At 60.6% G+C, this 19,952-nt stretch carries 13 protein-coding genes and 1 pseudogene; 7 read left to right on the top strand and 7 right to left on the bottom strand.

Annotation, left to right across the window (positions count from 1 at the left end; genetic code table 11):
- The first annotated feature begins 253 nt into the window (after window positions 1–253).
- Both B0G74_RS43825 and B0G74_RS43820 read left to right on the top strand, forming a co-directional pair.
- Entirely contained in the window at window positions 254–658 is a 405-nt protein-coding gene (locus B0G74_RS43825; RefSeq protein ID WP_132384063.1) for a DUF2384 domain-containing protein, read from the top strand.
- A complete protein-coding gene (locus tag B0G74_RS43820) occupies window positions 655–1,182 on the top strand; it encodes an RES family NAD+ phosphorylase (RefSeq protein ID WP_132384061.1) in 528 nt (175 codons plus the stop codon). Before B0G74_RS43825 ends, B0G74_RS43820 begins: the two co-directional genes overlap by 4 nt.
- 912 nt (window positions 1,183–2,094) lie before the next feature.
- Here B0G74_RS43820 and B0G74_RS43815 read toward each other — a convergent pair.
- The 3 genes from B0G74_RS43815 to B0G74_RS43805 form a co-directional block, all read right to left on the bottom strand.
- Window positions 2,095–3,246 (bottom strand): IS110 family transposase, encoded by a 1,152-nt coding sequence (locus B0G74_RS43815; protein ID WP_106286357.1) that lies wholly within the window; start codon window positions 3,244–3,246, stop codon window positions 2,095–2,097.
- A gap of 262 nt (window positions 3,247–3,508) precedes the next feature.
- Window positions 3,509–4,639 (bottom strand): IS110 family transposase, encoded by a 1,131-nt coding sequence (locus B0G74_RS43810; protein ID WP_132384059.1) that lies wholly within the window; start codon window positions 4,637–4,639, stop codon window positions 3,509–3,511.
- Between the two features lie 441 nt (window positions 4,640–5,080).
- The gene (locus B0G74_RS43805) at window positions 5,081–6,235 is read right to left on the bottom strand and encodes an IS110 family transposase (RefSeq protein ID WP_132384057.1); all 1,155 of its coding nucleotides are present in this window, start codon (window positions 6,233–6,235) and stop codon (window positions 5,081–5,083) included.
- Between the two features lie 376 nt (window positions 6,236–6,611).
- Between B0G74_RS43805 and B0G74_RS43800 the strand changes: the two are divergent.
- A pseudogene (locus B0G74_RS43800) lies at window positions 6,612–7,193 on the top strand (reverse transcriptase domain-containing protein); the annotation flags it as partial.
- Between the two features lie 267 nt (window positions 7,194–7,460).
- Here the strand turns inward: B0G74_RS43800 and B0G74_RS43795 are convergent.
- Complete coding sequence (locus B0G74_RS43795; RefSeq protein ID WP_243658595.1) at window positions 7,461–7,973, bottom strand: methyltransferase; 513 nt, start codon at window positions 7,971–7,973, stop codon at window positions 7,461–7,463.
- 696 nt (window positions 7,974–8,669) lie between these two features.
- Between B0G74_RS43795 and B0G74_RS43790 the strand changes: the two genes are divergently transcribed.
- Both B0G74_RS43790 and B0G74_RS43780 read left to right on the top strand, forming a co-directional pair.
- A complete protein-coding gene (locus B0G74_RS43790; RefSeq protein WP_243658594.1) occupies window positions 8,670–8,999 on the top strand; it encodes an HdeA/HdeB family chaperone in 330 nt (109 codons plus the stop codon).
- Window positions 9,000–9,830: 831 nt separating this feature from the next.
- On the top strand, window positions 9,831–10,958 hold the full coding sequence (locus B0G74_RS43780) for a VIT1/CCC1 transporter family protein (RefSeq protein WP_132384053.1): 1,128 nt from the start codon (window positions 9,831–9,833) through the stop codon (window positions 10,956–10,958).
- A 111-nt stretch (window positions 10,959–11,069) separates the two neighbouring features.
- On the opposite strand, the gene B0G74_RS43775 is transcribed toward B0G74_RS43780, so the two are convergent.
- The gene (locus tag B0G74_RS43775; RefSeq protein WP_132384051.1) at window positions 11,070–11,588 is read right to left on the bottom strand and encodes a hypothetical protein; all 519 of its coding nucleotides are present in this window, start codon (window positions 11,586–11,588) and stop codon (window positions 11,070–11,072) included.
- Between the two features lie 351 nt (window positions 11,589–11,939).
- Between B0G74_RS43775 and B0G74_RS43770 the strand changes: the two genes are divergently transcribed.
- Complete coding sequence (locus B0G74_RS43770; protein ID WP_132384049.1) at window positions 11,940–12,608, top strand: response regulator transcription factor; 669 nt, start codon at window positions 11,940–11,942, stop codon at window positions 12,606–12,608.
- A 111-nt stretch (window positions 12,609–12,719) separates the two neighbouring features.
- On the opposite strand, the gene B0G74_RS43765 is transcribed toward B0G74_RS43770, so the two are convergent.
- On the bottom strand, window positions 12,720–13,112 hold the full coding sequence (locus B0G74_RS43765; protein WP_165924055.1) for a response regulator: 393 nt from the start codon (window positions 13,110–13,112) through the stop codon (window positions 12,720–12,722).
- Window positions 13,113–13,310: 198 nt separating this feature from the next.
- Window positions 13,311–13,997 (bottom strand): TetR/AcrR family transcriptional regulator, encoded by a 687-nt coding sequence (locus B0G74_RS43760; RefSeq protein WP_165924054.1) that lies wholly within the window; start codon window positions 13,995–13,997, stop codon window positions 13,311–13,313.
- Window positions 13,998–14,347: 350 nt separating this feature from the next.
- Between B0G74_RS43760 and B0G74_RS43755 the strand changes: the two genes are divergently transcribed.
- Entirely contained in the window at window positions 14,348–19,903 is a 5,556-nt protein-coding gene (locus B0G74_RS43755; RefSeq protein WP_132384045.1) for a trifunctional serine/threonine-protein kinase/ATP-binding protein/sensor histidine kinase, read from the top strand.
- The last annotated feature ends 49 nt before the right edge of the window (window positions 19,904–19,952 follow it).

The following is a 19,952-nucleotide window of genomic DNA, read 5'->3' as shown; positions in this document are numbered from 1 at the left end:
GCGGTTGCAGCGCCAGGGACTGGCGCCTACATGTGGTGAACCGCTCCGGGACCATCGAGGCTATTTCGGTCGAGTTGATGCCGGCGCGCGCTCTGCGGTCGGTGTATCGCGGGTTCAACATAGTCATGAAGCTGACCATCACGTTGTGACCTGCTCACCGCTAGACCGCGAGTGATCGATTCGCCTGGCGTGCCCTGATTCCTCGCCACCTTTGTGCTATTATTGTGCACAAATTGTGCATGGAGCCTCCACGATGAGCCCCGAAACCGTCCTACGGCCGAACGCCGGCGTTAGCTTTGAACAGTTTATGGCGTCGCTGCGCGATCCAGACAGCGCTGCGCCAATCGTGTCTGCCCGTCGCTTTGGCGAGGCTCTTCATATTGACCTGCAAACGCTCGCCCTGCAGGCGCACGTGCATCGCAATACGCTGAGCCGTCAGCCTGCCTCGGAGAGCGTCCAGCGGTTTTTGCGGGAAGCACTTCGCGTTATCCGGGCGGCGACCGATATCTCGGGTGACGTCAACCAGGCGCTTTTCTGGTATCGAAACGAGCCATTGGCTGTTTTTGATTACAAGACAGCAGAACAGCTGGTATCCGCCGGCCGCACCGACGACCTGCTTCGCTACGTTTCATCGTTCGAGGCAGGCGCGGCAGGATGATTCTGAAAAGCTTCTCCGAAGTGACGGCATATCGTATGCACGTGCCGAAGTGGGCGGTTGCACCGACAAGCGGCGCCGGCGCCGGACGGCATGGCGGTCGCGCTAACCGCATTGGGCTTAACGCCTTGTATCTCGCGCTCGACGTCAACACCGCCGTGCTGGAGTATCAGCAGGTTTCTCCGTTAATGCCTCCTGGCACGCTCGTCAGTTATCGAATGACGCTTGATCCGGTCGTGGATTTCACCAGCGGGTATCAGAGTGGCATCTGGTCTGAGATGTGGGAGGATTTTTATTGTGACTGGCGCACTTGCTGGTTTAACCAGCGCATCGAACCGCCGAGCTGGATAATCGGTGACGAAGTAATTGCAGCTGGCGGAAAGGGAATCCTGTTTCGGTCACGCCTGTCACCGGATGGCGTAAATCTTGTCCTGTACGTGGATGAGCTCGGACCCGACGATCAGCTCGCAGTATATGACCCGCAGACCATGCTTCCACGAGACCAATCGTCCTGGAGACAGAAATGAGGTGCAGCGCAAGCGGGCGAGCCTACGTGTCGCCGCCAAAAACAGGCGATTTGATAATAAGGATTACATATAAATATCGATCTCCCCCCCCGCGAGGCATTGCGTAACGAAGGAATTGGCCGATGTGGGCGCTCATCGACGCCCGAGCAACGTTCGGCAAGGAGAAGCAAGCGGGACCCGTTGTATAGCGTGAATAGCCGTTTCTGTTGCTCCGAATCAGGCGGGAACCCATTGAACTGTCGTCCCGGATACCCGAAAAACGCAATAGACCCAACCATTCCGACCACACAACAAACGATGGCGATTTCTTTTATGTCAAATTGCGGCATGTGGTGCCGTCGGGCCTCCTAATGCACCCGTTGGTTCAAGTAATTTTGTTACTACTGGACCGCCGGAAATTAGCGGCTGCCACGACCATCGAGAACAAAATTGCTGTGCGCCGGGAGACCGGCAAGGAGTAGACGGTGGACGTCCGTTACGATGAAGAGCTGATATGACTCCCGGTGTCAATTGGGATCGGTTGTCAGTTTTCAAATGCATGTCGTGTCCGAATTTCCTGCGGGCGACGTAGCCAGTAAATCTCGACGGTGGATCACGCTTCTATGAGCGAGGGTTCTGTCAAGATCGCTTTTTCCCAAACTTTCATAAAGTGTCTCCGATCGATCTGGCCGGAAGTCGCCGTGGCGCTCGTGAGAAGAACCAGCATCTCACCACCTTCTATCCGCTGGCGTGTCGCCAGCCTTATCCTGCATGCGCGTTACGCCGGAACCCTTTTCCGGGAGCATGCCCCATCTGAAAATATTCGGTTGCTTCAGCAACCCAGCGTGATCACGGGCATGTTCACTCCAACCGTGTTTGCTACGTAACTGCCTAGCCAATCCTTAACCTCCTTTCTGCGAAACCTTCGAGGAATTAAGCACGCTTAAGGTGAGCGCCTTCGGGAATGACTCCGTCTTTGAGATAGCGCCACAGCGCAATGGCAAGACGTCTCGCCACCGCGACGATAGCGATACGTCGTGCGCGTCGGTTCGGCCCTGTACCCAGCGTGCGTTGGTCAAACCATTTTGTTAGTGCGCTGCCGGGCTGGTAGCGCAGCCAGGTCCATGCAATCTCGATCAGCAGCGCGCGCACCCGCCGGTTTGCCTGTTTGCTGATCCCTTGATCGACCTGGCTTTCGCCGCTGTCGTAGGGCTGAGGCACCAGCCCGACGCACGAGCCGACTTCGCGGCGATTGTTGAAGTCCCGCCAGAAGAGCTCGAGCGCAAGACGCGAGGCGCCCACTTCGCCGATACCCTTGAGGCGCGCCAGCGCATCGCAACGCTGGCGCGCGACTGCTGGCACGTTCGTCTTTCGCGTGCTTTCCAGCACCGCAAGTTGCTGTTCGACGAGGGCCAGCCGGTCGCACTCACGCCGTAACCGCTCATACAGCTCGCGCGGTAACGGTGCACCGTCGTGGCATCGCACTTCGTCGCGCTCGAGCCGGTCCGCGAAAGCCCGGTGATCGACCGGATCCCAGCAGCCGAGGGTGGCCAGCAGCTTGCGCATGCGATCCTGGTGCTGCAGGATTTCCTTCTGTAGTTGTCCGCGCTCTCGCATCAGATGGCGCGATGCTTCGTCCTCCGCTGACGGTACGCGAATCACATGCATGCGATCACGCTCGCCGCGCAGCCACGCGCGCAGGTTGATGACGAGCTTGATGACATCGAGCCGATCAGTCTTGGCCCGCCGCTGGTGGCGTTCGACCGGAATGCTGGCCGGATCAATAACGTAGCAGTCGAGGTGTCGCGCCCGTAACGCGCGCCAGATCCAGAATGCGTCCTGTCCAGCCTCATAGCTCACGGCAATCCGTACATCTGTCGGCAACGACCACCTTTCCTTATGTGCCTCGATCAGGTCCAGCACCGCCTGCAGACGCGCCGCAGCCTGCGGCTGTGCAACGGTGTGCACGGCGGGTTTCTCGCGCCGGCCGTCGTGCAACGCAACTTTCCACTTGGCCGCAGCCAGTTCCAGCGACACTGCCAAAACCATTCCGTCACCACTCGTGTACGTCTGATCGGAACACATGACGTTCTCCTTTGAGCAAACCTCGGCACGCCAATTTTAGACCTCAGCGTGGCGAGGGACGCGCTTCATAGGATCTGATATCCGCGGGTTGGTTACCGCATTACAGAGGTCCGCCCAATGAGCCTGCCGCTATCTAGGGTCGCAAGTCGGATGCAATCCGTTGCGTAGCTCTGTCGCGGGTTGCTCGTGTGCCGGGGCTACGCCGCCTTCAGGAAACTCCTGCTTCAGTTGTTAGGGTAGGTCAGGTTACTCAGGTGTCACGTCATGCGGTGAGCTCCTCGCGCGGTATGGCGAGCGACACTGCGAGCCGGCTGATGTGCCAGATGAACCCGCTGAGTTCGCGGGAGACCGCGACCACCGCGATGTTCTTCTGCTTGCCGCGCGCGACGAGCTTGCGATAACGCCGGCATAGGCGAACCTGCGCGTCCCAGGCGCGATCAACGATGGGCTTCGGAATGCCTTCGTGCCGGCGCTGGATCTCGGGACTCACGCGGGCCGGGTGCTGATAGCTCCAGGCCGCTTCGATGAGCAGCTTTCTGGCATAGCTGTTTCCGTTCTTGGTAATGCTGCCCTGACGGCGCTTGTCGCCCGACGAGTGTTCGCAGGGCGTGACACCGAGCCAGGCCATCAGCTGGCGTGGGTGCGCGAAGCGTGACAGATCACCCAGCTCGGCGAGCATGCCCACTGCCGTGGTGAACTGCACGCCGCGCATCGTCTGCAGGCCGAGGACAGCCGGATAGAAGCGCCAGTTGACGACCGCCTCGCGCAACGCGGCTTCGAGACGCTCACATTGCGCGAGACGGTCCTCGATGGTGCGCCGAAGCTCGTCGAACGCCAGTTGCTGCCAAAGGCTGTCGAACGAAAACGCGCTCAGCCAGCGCCGGTGCGCGGGCCCCCAGTCGGCCCGGCCTGCATAGCGCACCCCATGCGAGAGCAGGAACGACTTCAACCGTTGCCGGGCACGCTTCAGATCGTCTTTGGCGCTCACCCACGCACGTGCCAGATCGCGGAACGCTTCATCGTCCACGGTGGGCACGTACACCGCTGATAGGTCGCCGGCACGGAGCGAGCGCACGAGCTTGACCGCATCGCGTCGATCGGTCTTGACACGTTCACCCGGCTTTCTGGGAATCAGCGACGGTGCGCACACCATGCAATCGAAGCCCTTCTGCACGAGCTGACGGTAAAGCCCATAGCCGCACGGGCCCGCCTCGTAGACGACGCGTATGCGGCGCGCTTTGGACTGCAGGCGTTTGCACAGGCGATCGATGTCGGTCTGCGTCGTACCAATCTTGCCGAGCACTTCGACCTCGCCCGAGCCGAGCGCGTAGGCGACCGTGATCGAATCCTTGTGAACGTCCAGACCGACGTACAGCGTGCTATCGTTTTCCATTGCTGGCCTCCGTGTCGGAAATCGCCCCGGTGTGGCCCTGTCCACACCGTGCGGCTCTGGCAATGCTAACCCGCGTTTGATTCCTCACGGCAGGCCAGCCTTTGCCTCACGGGAGTCATACTGACTTCTATGAGCTTCAAGTTGTCAAGGCGGTTTTCACGTTTCGTTAGCGCACAGCCGTCTCTTCTGCATTCCTTTGTTTTGAAGCCGATCATCGCGCACGTAAGACTCCAACGTCTTACCACCTTCTATCCGCCGGCGCGTCTCCGCCAGCCTTATCCTGATGCGCGTTACGCTGGAAACCATCCCCAGGAACATGCCCCATCTAAAATATCGGTTGCATGTGCAACCCAGTCAGTATACGGGCACATTCACTTCAAACCGATGTCTGCTATCTCCTGCATCGCTAATCCCAACCTCCTTCCCGCCAGACCTGAGGGCTTATGTGGACTTTAGCTGTGCACCTTTGGGTATCTCTCCGTCCCTCAAATAGCGCCACAGCGCAATCGTGAGGCGTCGTGCGACAGCGACGATCGCAATCCGTCGCGCGCGGCGGTTCGGTCCTGTGCCCTGCGTGCGCTGGTTGAACCACTGCGTGAGGACGCTGTTGGGCTGGTAGCGCAGCCAGTTCCATGCGATTTCGATCAGCAGCGCGCGGACTCGGCGGTTTCCCTGTTTGCTGATTCCTTGGTCGACCTGGCTTTCGCCGCTGTCGTAGGGCTGCGGCACCAGCCCTACGCACGCACCGACCTCGCGCCGGTTGTTGAACTCCCGCCAGAAGAGCTCGAGGGCAAGGCGTGCCGCGCCCACTTCCCCGATCCCTTGCAGGCGCGCCAGCGCATCGCAACGCTGGCGCGCGGGTGCTGGTACGTCCATCTGTCGCGTCTTCTCCAGCGCTGCAAGCTGCTGTTCGACGAGTGCCAAGCGTTCGCATTCCCGCAGTAACCGCTCGCGCAACTCGCGCGGTAACGGCGTGCCGTCGTGGCAGCGCACTTCGTCGCGCTCGAGCCGGTCCGCGAAAGCCCGGTGATCGACCGGATCCCAGCAGCCGAGGGTGGCCAGCAGCTTGCGCATGCGATCCTGGTGCTGCAGGATTTCCTTCTGTAGTTGCCCGCGCTCGCGCATCAACTGGCGCGATGCCTCGTCGTGTGGTGACGGCGCGTGCACGACGTGCATGCGGTCGCGCTCGCCCCGCAGCCACGCGCGCAGGTTGATGACGAGCTTGATGACATCGAGCCGGTCGGTTTTGGCGCGTCGCTGATGGCGTTCGACCGGAATGCTGGCCGGATCGACCACATAGCAGTCAATGTGTCGGCTATTCAGCGCGCGACAGATCCAGAACGCCTCCTGGCCGGCTTCATAGCTCACGACGATCCGTACGTCGGTGGGCAACGACCACTTCTCTTTATGGACCTCGATCAGGTCCAGCACTGCCTGCAGACGCGCCGCGGCCTGCGGCTGCGCGACCGTGTGCACGGCCGGCTTCTCGCGTCGGCCGTCGTGGAGTGCGACTTTCCATTTGGCCGCCGCCAGTTCCAGCGACACTGCCAGCACCAGTCCGTCATCACTACCCGTGTATGCCTGATCGTTACGCATGATGTTCTCCCGTGAGCAAACCTCAGCACGCTGATTTTAGGCGTCAGCTTGTCGAGGGCCTCGCTTCATAGGATCTAGCAACTCACGTCGGCCCCGAGCCGTGCGTAGCCGCCCGCGAGGACGTCTGCGAAGCGTCGGCAGGGGTGCGTGCAGGCCAGCCATTGAGCCACGATATTTGTATCGTCCTGGGTGCTGACATGTTAGTAATCATGGAAGGCAATGTGACCGGTTGCGTTATAGCGAGTGACCGGGCAACCCTGCGTGGTCAGAGACCCTGGCATGTGCGTACGCTCCTTGTACGGGAACCGGGAGATCTCCAGTCTGACCTGTCGCAGTATGGGCAGGCCCGCATCGGGAAGGCGAGGAGCCGTAGCCGATGATGAACGGACGGGAGAAGTCAGACTCCGCCATAGTAGCGAAGAAGCCTGCGAACAACGCCGGGGAACCGGTCGCGGAGCGGGTGGAGCGAAGGGCGGGGACCAAGGGGAACACGGGTCAGTCCAACACGTGCCGGGCGCAGAACCGGGAAAGCGTGTCACACGGGCTGGAACGTGTACGGCAAGCTGCAAGACAGCGGAAGAAGGGGCGGTTCACCGCTCTGCTGCACCACGTCACCATCGACCGACTTCGAGAGTCGTTCCATGCGCTCAAGCGCAATGCGGCTCCAGGAGTGGACGGTATGACATGGCGGTACTTCGAGGCAAATCTGGAGGACAACCTTCAGCGTCTGCACGCGCAAGTACAAAGCGGAGCGTACCGGGCACTGCCCGTCAGGCGGCAGTACATACCCAAGCCGGATGGGAAACAGCGCCCGCTGGGGATTGCTGCGTTGGAAGACAAGGTCGTCCAGCGCGCGGTGGTCGAAGTGCTAAACGCCATTTACGAAGAAGACTTTCTCGGCTTTTCGTACGGGTTTCGGCCCGGGCGCAGTCAACATGATGCGATGGATGCGTTATCGGGGGCATCGTACTTCCCGTGCAAAATCTGGCGCTTTGATCGTGAAAATCGATATTGATCAGGAACTTGCGCAATCGCTGATTGCGCGAAACCTACCGACCTGCCAAGCCTTTCTGCAAGCGGCTCTGAGCGCGGCTACCGCCAGATTTTGCACGGGAAGTACGATAACCCCTAATAGACGGACGTCGCGTTGCAGAGAGTTCTGTCACGACCACGATGGGCGCCGGGGCGTTCGCCGAGACTTGAACGGTTGCCCCTCAGTATCGCATCAGGCTGAAACCAGTTTGCCCTGGAGTTCCCACACGTTGGCAGGCGGGGCGTTTCGCCAGACAGTGCAAACCCGACGCCAGACAAAATCCGCAGGCGCCGCAAATGGAGCGCGCAGCCGGTATGAGAACTGGACGAGGCGGCGCGCCTGGTCTGCACGCAAAACATCAGCCAGCGCTTCCACAGTTGGGCGCACAATCCTGGCCGGCAATGACCTGAAGGGCAAGCCCGACACGACTACCGTTTTCGGAGGAAGGTCGTGCAGCACGGAGACGTTTTCGTGGAATGCGCCGGCGACCACCTGAGCACGAGGAAACCGCGCATGTAGGCCGTCAGCGAGTTGCTCTGACAGTTCGAATACAACCAGACGCGCCTCTGGATTGCGATTCGCAAGTGCCTGGGTAATGGCGCCTGTTCCCCCGCCCACTTCGACAATTGCGTCAAAAGCCTCCGCCCCTTCAGCCATCGCGGCGGCGAGATATCGGGAAGACGGTGCAATAGCGCCGACAGACATAGGATCCCGCAACCAATGCCTAAGAAATTTTGCTTTCACGTTAGTCGAAAAGGGTAAAGGAGCGTATAGCCATCGCGCCAATCCATCATTGTGCGCCGTCAAGGACATTGGACGGCAACGGACAAGGTAGACCTCGGGCGGCCGCTATCAGCTCAGCACCGAGACGTCCGCAACCACAACGCGAAAACACCGCGAGCGCGTCCTTGTCGATGCGCCGTTGGCAGATCCTTGCCGCCACTCACCGGCTTCGCGGTGAAAAAGAGAGCCGGCCTGAGCCGGCTCGAAAGGTGGTTCCATTTGCCCACTTGAGGCGCATGGAACCGGCGGGGATCATTGTGATAACACCACCTCGACGAAATCAGAATAAGCCGATAGACCCACGAAGACCATTGTACGAACGGTTGCGGCAGTCCTTCGTGAGCATAGTGCTCTTATACGTGTGTATCTCATCGATGTGGTGACGGAAGGATCTGCCTTAGCGGGCGTCTGGCAAGTAGTTACCATCAACCCGTCATACGCAGGTACAAGGCAGTCGTTCATAAGCAGGGGCAATCCCTGCCGTTCGTGGAATTGTCTTGTTCGTCTTGCACGTCTAATCTGATTTCGCGGTGATGCATTTGCACGACGTCTGCAACAGACGCCGTTCTCCTTGCTCACCCGTTTTCCCTTCCTTATCACTCGACTCTGAAGAAAGACATGATGAAAATAATCCTGATTGGAGCGCTCATGATGGGCTTAGGCCTGTCACCTATCGCGCTTGCGAAATCACCCACGAAAGTGCAACCAGGCAGAATGAAATGCGAAGACTTCGTGGCGCTGGACGACAATTACAAGCCCGCATTGGTTTTTTGGGCCGCCGGCGTCGACCGGCTCGGTGTGAAAGAAACGGATGAGCTCTCGGTGGACACCGCACGTCCGGTCGCCTTAGTCGTTGAGGAATGCAAGAAAACGCCGAAAGCATCATTCATGGGCAAGATAAAGCAGCTGGCCAGGTCGGGGAAGTTCAATCTTTACGACCACCACTAACCGGATGCGCACTATCGATCCCGTACAGATCGTCCTTTATGCAAATGTATGAGATCCCTACCGCTCGCAGAGGATCGTGCCAACCGTTCGTAGAATGTTTTTTTTGAGGTCATCCGCCTATCTCGATTCCATGGACCGCGCGATCTTTCAGTAATAGTCAATCGGGTCGGTCCACATCCCCGGCGCTGAAGCCCTTCCGAGATAGCGTGCGTCTTCCCGGTGACAGCGAAGCGCGTACTGGTGTCGCCAAATTTTTGCAGCTTGTTCCAGTCCGATGGAGAATGCAATGAGCAAACACACGTATGTATCGTCGGCCCCCGATGCTGCTCCGTCAGTACTCCCACGCGGCCGTAATCCGTCTTTGTCTGGCTCGCGGTACGTCGCCGCGCCAGCGAACGAATACGCGTCGCGTTGGCTGCACATTACCTGTTCGCTCCGCGCTTGCAGTGGCGATCGTGACGAGACCGCCCAGCCCGCGCGGTGCAGTCAGCGTCCCTCCCGCGCCCCTGCTCTGGAGGTCGGTTACGGGCTCAATGCCACGATCGACATTCTCGATCGGCCGAGCGCCGTATCGGTGGTCCTGTCATGGCGCGACCCGACGAGCTGCAATTATGGATATCAGACGTGGCGAAAGAGGGTTGCGAGGCGGGTGGGAGTCTGCGCGCTAAGTGGGTTGCCGATACAAAGCAGCGATGCGATCTATCGACCGGGCCCAAGCCGCCGCAGGCCGTCGAATGCATCCGCGATGATCCTCGCCGTCTACATCGATTCCCCTCAACTCGCGCCCTGGCGGCCGTCGCGCGAGTGACCGTCAGAGCTCAAGGACATGTCATGGCATCAAAACACGAATTGAAACGATATCGCGCGAACCTATCCGACGAACTTCATAGCGCCGAGTTGTACGAGACCCTGGCGAAGGTTGAGGACAACCATGCGCGAAAAGAGATCTACGGCGAGCTGGCAAAATCGGAGCGCGAGCACGCACAGGTTTGGGCCGACAAGTTGAAGGTCAATGGCGACCGATATCACGGGACCGGTCTTGCTGTAAAAACGCGCCTGATGAAGGCGCTCGTACGGCTGATTGGCGCAGGTTACGTGCTGCCCACGTTAGCAGCTGCCGAGTATGCGGATCGCGACAAGTACCAGGGCCAGCCAGACGCTGGCAGTATGTCGGCCGACGAACATCGCCACGCGGCCGTCATTCAGCAGCTTGCCCGCGGTGGCGACCCGAAAATGTCACAGGGGGCACGCATCGCAGCGGCAGAATCCTGGCACAAGGGCGTATCGTCAGGCAACGATCTGCGCGCCGCCGTACTGGGTGCGAACGACGGACTGGTTTCCAATTTCTGCCTCATTATGGGCATGGCTGGTGCGGGAACCGGCAATAGGACGATCCTCTTTACGGGGCTGGCCGGGTTGATCGCCGGAGCGTGCTCGATGGCGCTTGGTGAATGGCTGTCCGTGACCAACGCGCGTGAACTGGCTAGCAACCAGATTGCCAGGGAGGCCGAGGAACTCGAGACCACGCCTGAGGCGGAAGAGCACGAGCTCGTGCTCATTTACCGCGCTAAAGGTCTCGATGCGGATGAGGCAAAGCGTGTCGCATCACAAATGATGCGTGACAAAGATAATGCGCTTGATACATTGACACGTGAGGAGCTAGGTCTGGACCCGGCGGATCTGGGCGGTAATCCGTGGTCGGCAGCGGGGGTGTCCTTCGGTCTTTTCTCGGTGGGGGCGATCTTTCCAACGATGCCGTTTTTTTGGACGCACGGCTTCAGCGCAATCGTTCAGTGCATCGTGCTAAGCACTTTGGCTTCGGCTTCCATCGGCGTATTCACGTCGCTTTTTAACGGACGTAGCGCCCTTTTTTCGTGTCTCCGTCAGGTGGTCATCGGTCTTCTGGCCGCAGGATTTACGTTCGGCGCCGGCCACTTGCTTGGCGTCTCTATTTCCTGAATCTGAACGGCGATCGAGCCGGCGTCGATGCACCTGCCCAGCCCGTATCCGGCATCGACGCCCGGCAGATCGGCACTCTCGAGTGCCTTCATTCGTCGAGATTGCATCCCATTAGCCCTGCGAGTCGCTAGGTTGTTTCCGTGCGCCTGCCAATACCGCGCACCGAGGACGACATGACACGGATAACTTGCTTTCGCGCATCGGCCCAGTGCAGAACACGATAACGAAAGCAGTCTTGCCGGCGCATTCGATCAGAGACAACAGCGAAATCGCGACGGAGTGCTTGAACTCGAACGGCAGTCCGGGTGCGATGGCCAATACGCTCGTGCCGCAAATAAAGGCGAAAATTCCGCGGGCGAAACGAACGTCCGCAATGGCCGCAACGCCCACGGCGATGATGATCAGTTTCGCCACGACAAGGTCCGACAGCCAAGTATCGCCGCTCGATGCACCGCACTCAAACGGCGCTTCAATAAAAGACCATCCACAGATTGCGAAAATCAGCGCTGTTACGGTCCGGCCGGGCGGCAATTGTGACGCGTCCGCTTCGTTCTGAATCGGCAAATATTCTGCAAAGAACCGGTTGTGATCCGCGACGTCGCTAGCGCGTGCTATCTCTTTCATATCCACGAGACATGCTCCTGTTGGCGATGCCGGTGAAAAATGGACGCATGCATGGCTTAACTGATTGCGCCGCCAGTCAATGAGAGCGACGTACCCGCGCCGTACGAACGCCTCCGTCGTGCAATGAAGATACGCGCGCCTGACTGGCAAACCCATCCTATGAACGGTTGGCGCCGCTGCCGCATAGACGTTGCGAACTCATACCTGCGTATAGCTCGCCAAATACGACGGAGTGCGGTACCGTGCGTTCCAGGACGCGCCGATTTACCGAAAGTGGTTCATGTCTTCGCTCGGCGCGCTTCCGCGCACGCGATGTCCAACGTCACCGCGCATTTTGTCGATTCGGAAGAGGAATAGATGATTTTGGAGCCGCATTCGACGTCGACCCGCAGCGCCGGCGGCAGCAAGCCATCTGTGGTTTATGTGGTCGACGATGACGAGGCCGTTCGGCTCGCGCTGGGCGCCCTGCTTCGCTCAGTCGGGCTACGCGTCGAGACTTTCGGATCGTCGCACGAGTTTCTCGCCTTCGAGAAGTACGACACGCCCAGTTGCCTGATTCTCGACGTCAGGTTGCGCGGCGAAAGCGGCCTCACCTTTCAGGAAGAAGTGGCGAAGAGCGGCCCGCAAATGCCGATTCTGTTCATGACAGGCCATGGCGACGTGGCAATGTCCGTCAAGGCCATGAAAGCGGGAGCGCTCGACTTTTTTTCCAAGCCCTTTCGCGATCAGGACATGCTGGACGCAGTCTCGAATGCGTTGACGCGCGATGCGGCGCGCCGCGCGGCCGAACAATCCATCGCGGCGCTTCGGGCCTGCTACGGCTCGTTGACATCGCGGGAGCGAGAGGTAATGGGATTCGTGGTGGCCGGCCTGATGAACAAACAGATCGCCTCGGAGATGAATCTTAGCGAAATCACCGTGAAGATCCATCGCGGACAGGCAATGAAAAAAATGGCGGCGCGTTCCGTAGCAGATCTCGTGCGAAAGGCGCAAGCCCTCGGGATCGAGCCGCATCACCTGAAGTGATCTTGATCCTTCCGTGACGGTGTGCTCGCTGTCCGCCCCGCTTCTGCTCGGTACATTCTCATTCGAGAGGATTCAACTCGCTGCTTCGTGCACTCCCGAGCGCTTGACACGCTATGACCCGCCGGACGCGAGAGTCAGGCAGTGTGCCAGGGCGGCGGTGTCGATGGGCTTCTCGAGGAACGCCAGCACACTGTTCGCCTCGATTTTTGCCTGGATTTTCGCCTGCAGAACAGCGGTTGGAAAGGCTGTCATCAGGATGGTGGGCGGAGCGCACCCGAGTTCCAGCAGGCGATCGTGCAGATCGACGCCGGACATGCCCGACATGATCACGTCGGAAATCAGACATGCCGTATCTGCGATGCTCGCGGACGCCAAAAACTCCTCAGCCGACGCGAAGACGCGCGTGTTCCAGCCTAACGAACGAATCAGGCTCGCGGTGGCAAGGCGGACGGCCTCGTCGTCGTCGACAATGCAAGCAATCCGGGGGACACGTAACTGGCTCACCTCTACCCTCGGGAAATGGGGCGCAACGGACAAAGCGCGGACATGCAGGCTCCCCCGTATGCGCTATCGGAGCCAAGCGTAGAGCACAAACCGGTGGACGAAAATCATACGAATGTATGAATACGAGCGCCCCGGCTCGGCTGCCATCCCCATCATCTAAAAGCCGCTGGCACCAGAAACTCAATACGCAGGTTGCCTTCAGGAAAGGCGACGTAACTTTGAAGGATCGAGAGCGGGCAACTTCATGGCCGCAATTTTCGCCGCCTCGCTTGCGGGCACGCCCAGCGCTCTTAGAATGGAAGCCGCGAGCGCAGACGCATGCTTAGGACCTGCCTTCCCCAGCAATACTGACCGGATGCCCATCAAGCCCGAGCCCAGTATGACGTCGGCGCCTACCCGTTCGGCATCGATCAGGAACCGCTTCGACTTTACGCCCTCCCGAACGTCGCGGGTCAATTCCCGTGCCATGCTATCCCCGAGAAGACCGGCTCCGAGGCCGATGCGCAGGATCACCCACCCCCAGATTGCATCGTCGGCTGCCCGCTGGACGAAGTAGCGAACGGCGCATGCCATTCGTTGCGCGGGATCGGGCATTGCGGCCGTCAATTCGACAATATGCAGATTGAGCTCCTCAGCCAGGTCTGTCGCGACCGCCGTCAACATGTCCTCGCGTGTTTGAAAGTGGTTATAAAAAGTGCCCTTCGCGAGCCCCGCCTTCGCCATGAAGTCGTCGATGCTCGCGTTATCCGGGCCCTTTTCAGCGAGAACCCTGATTCCGGCGTCGATTAGCAAAGCCCGCGTACGGGCACGACGCTCGCGTCCAATCTCCGCTCGCCTGGCCAATTGCGCCGGCGCCATTCCTGTCTTTTCGCCTGAACTCTTCATCGTCTCCGCGAACCACTTAACAGATCGTTCCCCGATACTAAGGGACACCGAACATTTGGACAATAAAGTCATTTTGACTATACTGTACATATTGAAGTATGAAGCGGCCATGAGTATGGCCACGACGCTCGCGACAGCAGTGCTCACGCCACGGTCTGCCTGACCTTCGACAGCCTGGGTGAGGCCGCCGAAACAGGGCATTCGTCCTTTTACCTTCCGTGGCCTGGCTGTCGTGGCGGCAACGGAGTGCTTACCCTATGCAGCAATTTAACGAAGTTAGCGGGACAGACGGCAGCCTCGCGGAAGAGTGCGGCAGATAAGTAACCCTCCTATACATGGTTCCGGCGCCGATGAGTAACCGACTCCAGATCTTGTGGGACGATGGCGAGCGCGTCTTCTGTCGGGGGCGGCGCCCGGGCGATGTCGGCGGCGACAATGTGCTGATGGTGCGGCCCGCCGCCGAACCTGCGCCGCCGGCGAGCCTCGATCGTCTCGCTCATGAATTCGCACTGAAAGACGAACTCGATGGCGCGTGGGCGGTGCGGCCATTGGAACTGGTTCGCGAAGAGGGCCGCACGCTACTGGTGCTCGAGGATCCTGGCGGTGAGCCGCTCGGGCGACTGCTCGGCGCGCCCATGGAGGCGGGCAGCGTATTGCGCCTCACCGTCGGCATCGCCGCGGCGCTGGGCAAGCTGCACCAGCGCGGCCTTGTCCACAAGGATCTCAAGCCCGCCCATATCCTGGTGAACGGCGCGGATGGACAGGTGCGGCTCACGGGATTCGGCATCGCCTCGCGGCTGCCGCGCGAACGGCGGGCGCCCGAGCCACCCGAGACCATCACCGGCACCCTCGCCTACATGGCGCCCGAGCAGACCGGCCGGATGAACCGCTCGATCGATTCGCGCAGCGACCTCTATTCGCTCGGTGTCACGCTCTATCAGATGCTCACCGGCGCGCTGCCGTTTACGGCCGCCGACCCCATGGAATGGGTGCACTGCCATATCGCCAGAAAGCCGGTGCCGCCTGGCGAGCGGTTGGAAACGGTCCCCGCTGCGCTCTCCCGGATCGTCATGAAGCTGCTCGCCAAGACCGCCGAGGAGCGCTATCAGACCGCGGTCGGCGTCGAGCGGGATCTGCGACGCTGCCTCGCCAGTTGGGAGCGCGATGGCCAGCTCGACGACTTCCCGCTGGGCGAGCACGACACGCCCGACCGGCTGCTGATTCCCGAGAAGCTGTACGGACGGGAGCGCGAGATCGACACCATGGTTGCCGCGTTCGATCGGGTCGTCAAACGCGGCACGCCCGAACTGGTGCTGGTCTCCGGCTATTCCGGCATCGGCAAATCCTCGGTCGTCAATGAACTGCACAAAGTGCTGGTTCCGCCGCGGGGGCTCTTCGCTTCGGGCAAGTTCGACCAGTACAAACGCGACATTCCCTATTCGACGCTGGTGCAAGCTTTTCAAAGTCTGGTGAGGCCGCTTCTCGGCAAGAGCGACACCGAGCTGGCGAGCTGGCGCGGCGCGTTTCTGGAGGCGCTGGGCCCGAATGCACGGCTCATGACCGATCTCATCCCCGAACTGAAGCTCATCGTCGGTGAGCCGATCGCGGTCCCGGAGCTCGACCCGCAGCAGGCGCAAAGCCGATTCCAGCTGGTGTTCCAGCGCTTCATCGGCGTGTTTGCCCAACCGGAACATCCGCTCGCGCTGTTTCTCGATGATCTGCAGTGGCTCGACGCGGCGACGCTTGATCTGCTCGAGGATCTGCTGACCCGCTCGGAACTGCGATACCTGATGCTGATCGGCGCTTACCGGGACAACGAAGTCGATGCCACGCATCCGCTGATGGTCAAACTTCAGGCCATCAGGAACACAGGCGCCACGATCGCGGAAATCAGGCTCGCACCGCTCACCCAACAGCACATAGAGAAATTGATTGCGGATGCCCTTCACTGCAAGTCGAAGCATGCCGCGGCGCTCGCGCAGCTGGTGCATGAGAAGACCGCCGGCAATCCGTTCTTCGTGATTCAGTTTCTTTATCTGCTTGTCGAAGAGGCACTACTCACCTTCGACTATGACGCGGCGTGCTGGTGCTGGGATTTCGATCGCATCCACGCCAAGGGTTATACCGAGAATGTGGTAGACCTCATGGCCGGCAGGTTGACCCGCCTGCCGGTCGGAGCGCAGCAGGCGTTGCAGCAGCTCGCCTGCCTTGGCAACGTGGCCGCGAGCGCGATGCTTTCAATCGTTCTCGGCGCCTCGAAGATGCAGGTCAACGCGGCGCTATGGCCGGCGGTGCAGCAGGAACTGGTCGAGCGTCTGGAAGGCTCTTACAGATTTATCCACGACCGGGTGCAGGAGGCCGCCTATTCACTGATCCCGCAAACGTTGCGGGCTGAAGCCCATCTCCGGATCGGACGGCTGCTGGTGACGCAGACGCCCCCCGAGAAACGGAAGGAGGCGATCTTCGAGATCGTCAATCAGCTCAACCGCGGCGTCGCGCTGATCACCGAACAAGAGGAGCGGGACCAGCTCGCCGAGCTCAATCTGACCGCGGGCAGGCGCGCCAAGGGGGCCACCGCCTATGCCTCGGCGCTCACCTATTTCAATTCCGGTGCGGCACTGTTGGCGACGGATAGCTGGGAGCGCCGGCACGAGCTGATCTTTGCGCTGGAGCTGAACCGGGCCGAATGCGAGTTCCTCAGCGGTGCCCGGACAGTCGCAGAAGACCGGTTGAACGCGCTTTCGCCTCGGGCTGCAACGACCATCGAGCGTGCGTCGGTCGCCTGCCTGCTCCTGGACCTCTACACGGCGCTTGGTCAGAGCGGCCGCGCCGTTGCCGTTGGCCTCGACTATCTCCGGCATTTGGGGGTCGACTGGTCGCCGCAGCCGACAGAGGAGGACGTGCGACGCGAATACCAGCGATTCTGGTCCCAGCTCGGGCGCCGCAGCATCGAGGATCTGATCGAACTGCCGTTGATGGCCGATCCAGCATCTCTGGCGACGATGGAGGTCCTGACCAAGCTCGTGTCGCCTGCATTCCATACGGAAAAGAACCTCTATCCCCTCGCCATGTGCTGGGCGGTCAATCTCAGCCTGGATCGGGGCAACAGCGACGCATCGTGCGCGACCTACGCATGGTTTGGCTGCGTCGCCAGCGCGCACTTCGGCGACCACGAGTCGGCCTATCGCCTCGGGCAACTTGGCTGCGAACTGGCAGAGCGACGCGGATTCACGCGCTTTCAGGCCCGGACCTATATGGCAGCGGGAAGTCACCTGATTCCATTCGCGAGGCAGGTCGGGACTGCGCGCGATGTGCTGCGCCGTGGGTTCGAGATCGCGAACAGGAGCGGCGATCTGCTGTTCATGGGGTGGTACAGGAGTCTCTACCTGATCGACAATCTACTCGCAGCGGGCACCCCGCTCATCGAGGTCCAACTCGAAGCCGAGGGCGGTCTCGCATTTGCACAAAAGATGCAATTGGGGCACCACGTCGAGCTCATCGCATCGTACCTCGGGCTGGTCCGGATGCTGCGCGGCTTGACGTCGACATTCGGCTCTTTCAATGACGAACAGTTCGACGAGATCCAGGTCGAAGCGCGTCTGGCAAGTGACCCGCAGTTCGCGTGGATCGATTGCCTTTACCATACCCGAAAGCTGCAGGCCCACTTCCATGCTGGCAACTTTGCCGCTGCCATCCAGGCGGCATCCAGAGCGGAACAGGTGCATCCGGGCATCTTGCGATTGCTGTTCACAGCCGCGGATCATCGCTTTTACTGTGCGCTGTCCCATGCCGCCTGTTGCGAGCGCGAACCGGCCGGCGAGCGACAGCAGCACCTGGACGTTGTCGTTGGGCACCATAACCAGCTCCGGGCTTGGGCGGACAACTGTCCGGAGAATTTTGAGGACCGCGCGGCGCTGGTAGGTGCCGAGTTCGCTCGCCTTGAAGGCCGCGATGTCGACGCGATGCGCCTCTACGAACAGGCGATCCGTGCGGCGCGCGACAATGGCTTCGTCCAGAACGAGGCAATCGCGTACGAAGTGGCCGCGCGCTTTTACACCGCGCGCGGCTTCGAACAGTTTCGGCGCCTGTATTTGCGGCAGGCTCACTGCTGCTACCTGCGTTGGGGAGCCAACGGGAAGGCGCGGCAACTTGAGGAGCAGTATCTGCACCTTGGCGTGGAAGAGCCCCCGCCCCGCCTGACGGGCACAATCGGCGCGCCGGTCGAACATCTCGATCTCACGACTGTGATCAAGGTATCGCAGGCCGTCTCGGGCGACATCGTCCTCGACAAGCTGATCGATACGCTCATGCGCACGGCGATTGAACAGGCCGGTGCCGAGCGGGGTCTGTTGATTCTTCCAGACGGCGGCGAACAACGGATAGCAGCAGAAGCGACGACCGGCGGCGACACGACCCAGGTGCAGCTGCGCGCGGAGCCGGTGACTGCGGCGGTGCTGCCGGAGTCGGTCCTCTACCACGTCCTGCGCACCCGGGAGAGTGTCATTCTCGACGATGCCGCGGCCCAGCCCCCGTTTGCGACGGACCCCTACATCCATCAGCATCGTGCCCGTTCGATTCTCTGCCTGCCCCTGATGAATCAGGCCAGACTAACCGGCGCGCTTTACCTCGAAAACAATCTGACTATCCACGTCTTTGCACCGGCCCGCATCGCTGTGTTGAAGCTGCTTGCCTCGCAGGCGGCGATCGCGCTGGAAAATGCCCGCTTATACCGCGACCTCGCGGAACGCGAGGCTCAGATCCGGCGTTTGGTCGACGCCAACATCATCGGGATAGTGATCCGGAACCATGAAGGTGCAATTCTCGAGGCCAACGACGCGTTTCTACGAATCGTGGGATACGACCGTGAAGATCTCGTCGCGGGTCGCGTGCGGTGGACGGATCTGACAACTCCGGAATCACGCGACCGCAGCGCACATGCCCTGGCCGAACTTAAGAATACCGGGACCGTTAAACCGTTCGAGAAGGAGTATTTCCGTAAGGATGGCAGGCGTGTGCCTGTGCTGACCGGGGCAGCGGTCTTCGAGGAAGGCGGGAGCGCGGGTGTCGCTTTCGTGCTCGATCTGACCGAGCTTAAGCAGGCAGAGGAACAAGTTCGCGAGGGCGAGCGGCGCTACCGCGAGGTGCAATCGGAGCTGGCACACGCGAACCGCGTCGCGACCATGGGCCAGCTCGCTGCCTCGATCGCTCATGAGGTCAATCAGCCGATTACCGCGACGGTCACCAACGCCGCGGCTGCGCTGCGTTGGCTGCACGCCCAGCCGCCCGACGTGGAGGAGGTCCGGCAGGCGCTTAGCCGGATCCTCAATGACGGCAATCGGGCGGGAGATGTAATCGGCCGGATCCGTGAACTGATCAGGAAGGCGCCACCACGCAAGGAAAGGGTCGACATCAACGAGGCGATCCGCGAGGTGATCGAGCTCACCCGTGGTGAAACCGTGAAGCACGGCGCCTCGGTGCAGACGCAACTTGCAGACGGCTTGCCCTTCATCGAGGGAGACCGTGTCGAATTGCAACAGGTCCTCCTGAACCTGATCATCAACGCAATCGAGGCCATGAGCGACGTCAGCGATGGCCCGCGGGAAGTGCTGATCAGCACCAGAAACGCCGAGGCTGACTGCGTACTTGTGACGGTGCGCGATTCGGGGCCGGGCTTTGCCCCGGACAGCACCCCCGAGCATGTTTTCGCCTCGTTCTATACAACGAAGCCCACCGGTTTGGGAATGGGACTGTCGATCTGCCGTTCGATCGTCGAGGCACACGGCGGCCGATTGTGGGCGAACGCGAACAAGCCTCGCGGCGCGATCTTTCAATTCACGGTGCGCGCTCACCAGAAACTTCAAGCGGTTGCTGAAAGGCATTGCGTTCAGGGACGGCGAGCCGGTTAAGGACGATCACCGCGCACATCAAAATTCGCCGCGTGAAGATCGCTACTTA

Origin of the sequence: Paraburkholderia sp. BL9I2N2, from assembly GCF_004339745.1 — a bacterium.
Lineage (GTDB): Bacteria > Pseudomonadota > Gammaproteobacteria > Burkholderiales > Burkholderiaceae > Paraburkholderia.
Note: the sequence above shows the minus strand (reverse complement) of the source record. Positions and strands in the feature narration are given on the sequence as shown.

What these genes read in the sequence shown, in the direction of transcription:
- B0G74_RS43780 (WP_132384053.1), top strand. Translation starts at nt 9,831, where the DNA reads ATGGCATCAAAACACGAATTGAAACGATATCGCGCGAACCTATCCGAC.
- B0G74_RS43805 (WP_132384057.1), bottom strand. Translation starts at nt 6,235, where the DNA reads ATGCGTAACGATCAGGCATACACGGGTAGTGATGACGGACTGGTGCTG.
- B0G74_RS43815 (WP_106286357.1), bottom strand. Translation starts at nt 3,246, where the DNA reads ATGTGTTCCGATCAGACGTACACGAGTGGTGACGGAATGGTTTTGGCA.
- B0G74_RS43810 (WP_132384059.1), bottom strand. Translation starts at nt 4,639, where the DNA reads ATGGAAAACGATAGCACGCTGTACGTCGGTCTGGACGTTCACAAGGAT.
- B0G74_RS43825 (WP_132384063.1), top strand. Translation starts at nt 254, where the DNA reads ATGAGCCCCGAAACCGTCCTACGGCCGAACGCCGGCGTTAGCTTTGAA.
- B0G74_RS43755 (WP_132384045.1), top strand. Translation starts at nt 14,348, where the DNA reads ATGAGTAACCGACTCCAGATCTTGTGGGACGATGGCGAGCGCGTCTTC.
- B0G74_RS43795 (WP_243658595.1), bottom strand. Translation starts at nt 7,973, where the DNA reads ATGTCTGTCGGCGCTATTGCACCGTCTTCCCGATATCTCGCCGCCGCG.
- B0G74_RS43820 (WP_132384061.1), top strand. Translation starts at nt 655, where the DNA reads ATGATTCTGAAAAGCTTCTCCGAAGTGACGGCATATCGTATGCACGTG.
- B0G74_RS43770 (WP_132384049.1), top strand. Translation starts at nt 11,940, where the DNA reads ATGATTTTGGAGCCGCATTCGACGTCGACCCGCAGCGCCGGCGGCAGC.
- B0G74_RS43760 (WP_165924054.1), bottom strand. Translation starts at nt 13,997, where the DNA reads ATGAAGAGTTCAGGCGAAAAGACAGGAATGGCGCCGGCGCAATTGGCC.
- B0G74_RS43790 (WP_243658594.1), top strand. Translation starts at nt 8,670, where the DNA reads ATGATGAAAATAATCCTGATTGGAGCGCTCATGATGGGCTTAGGCCTG.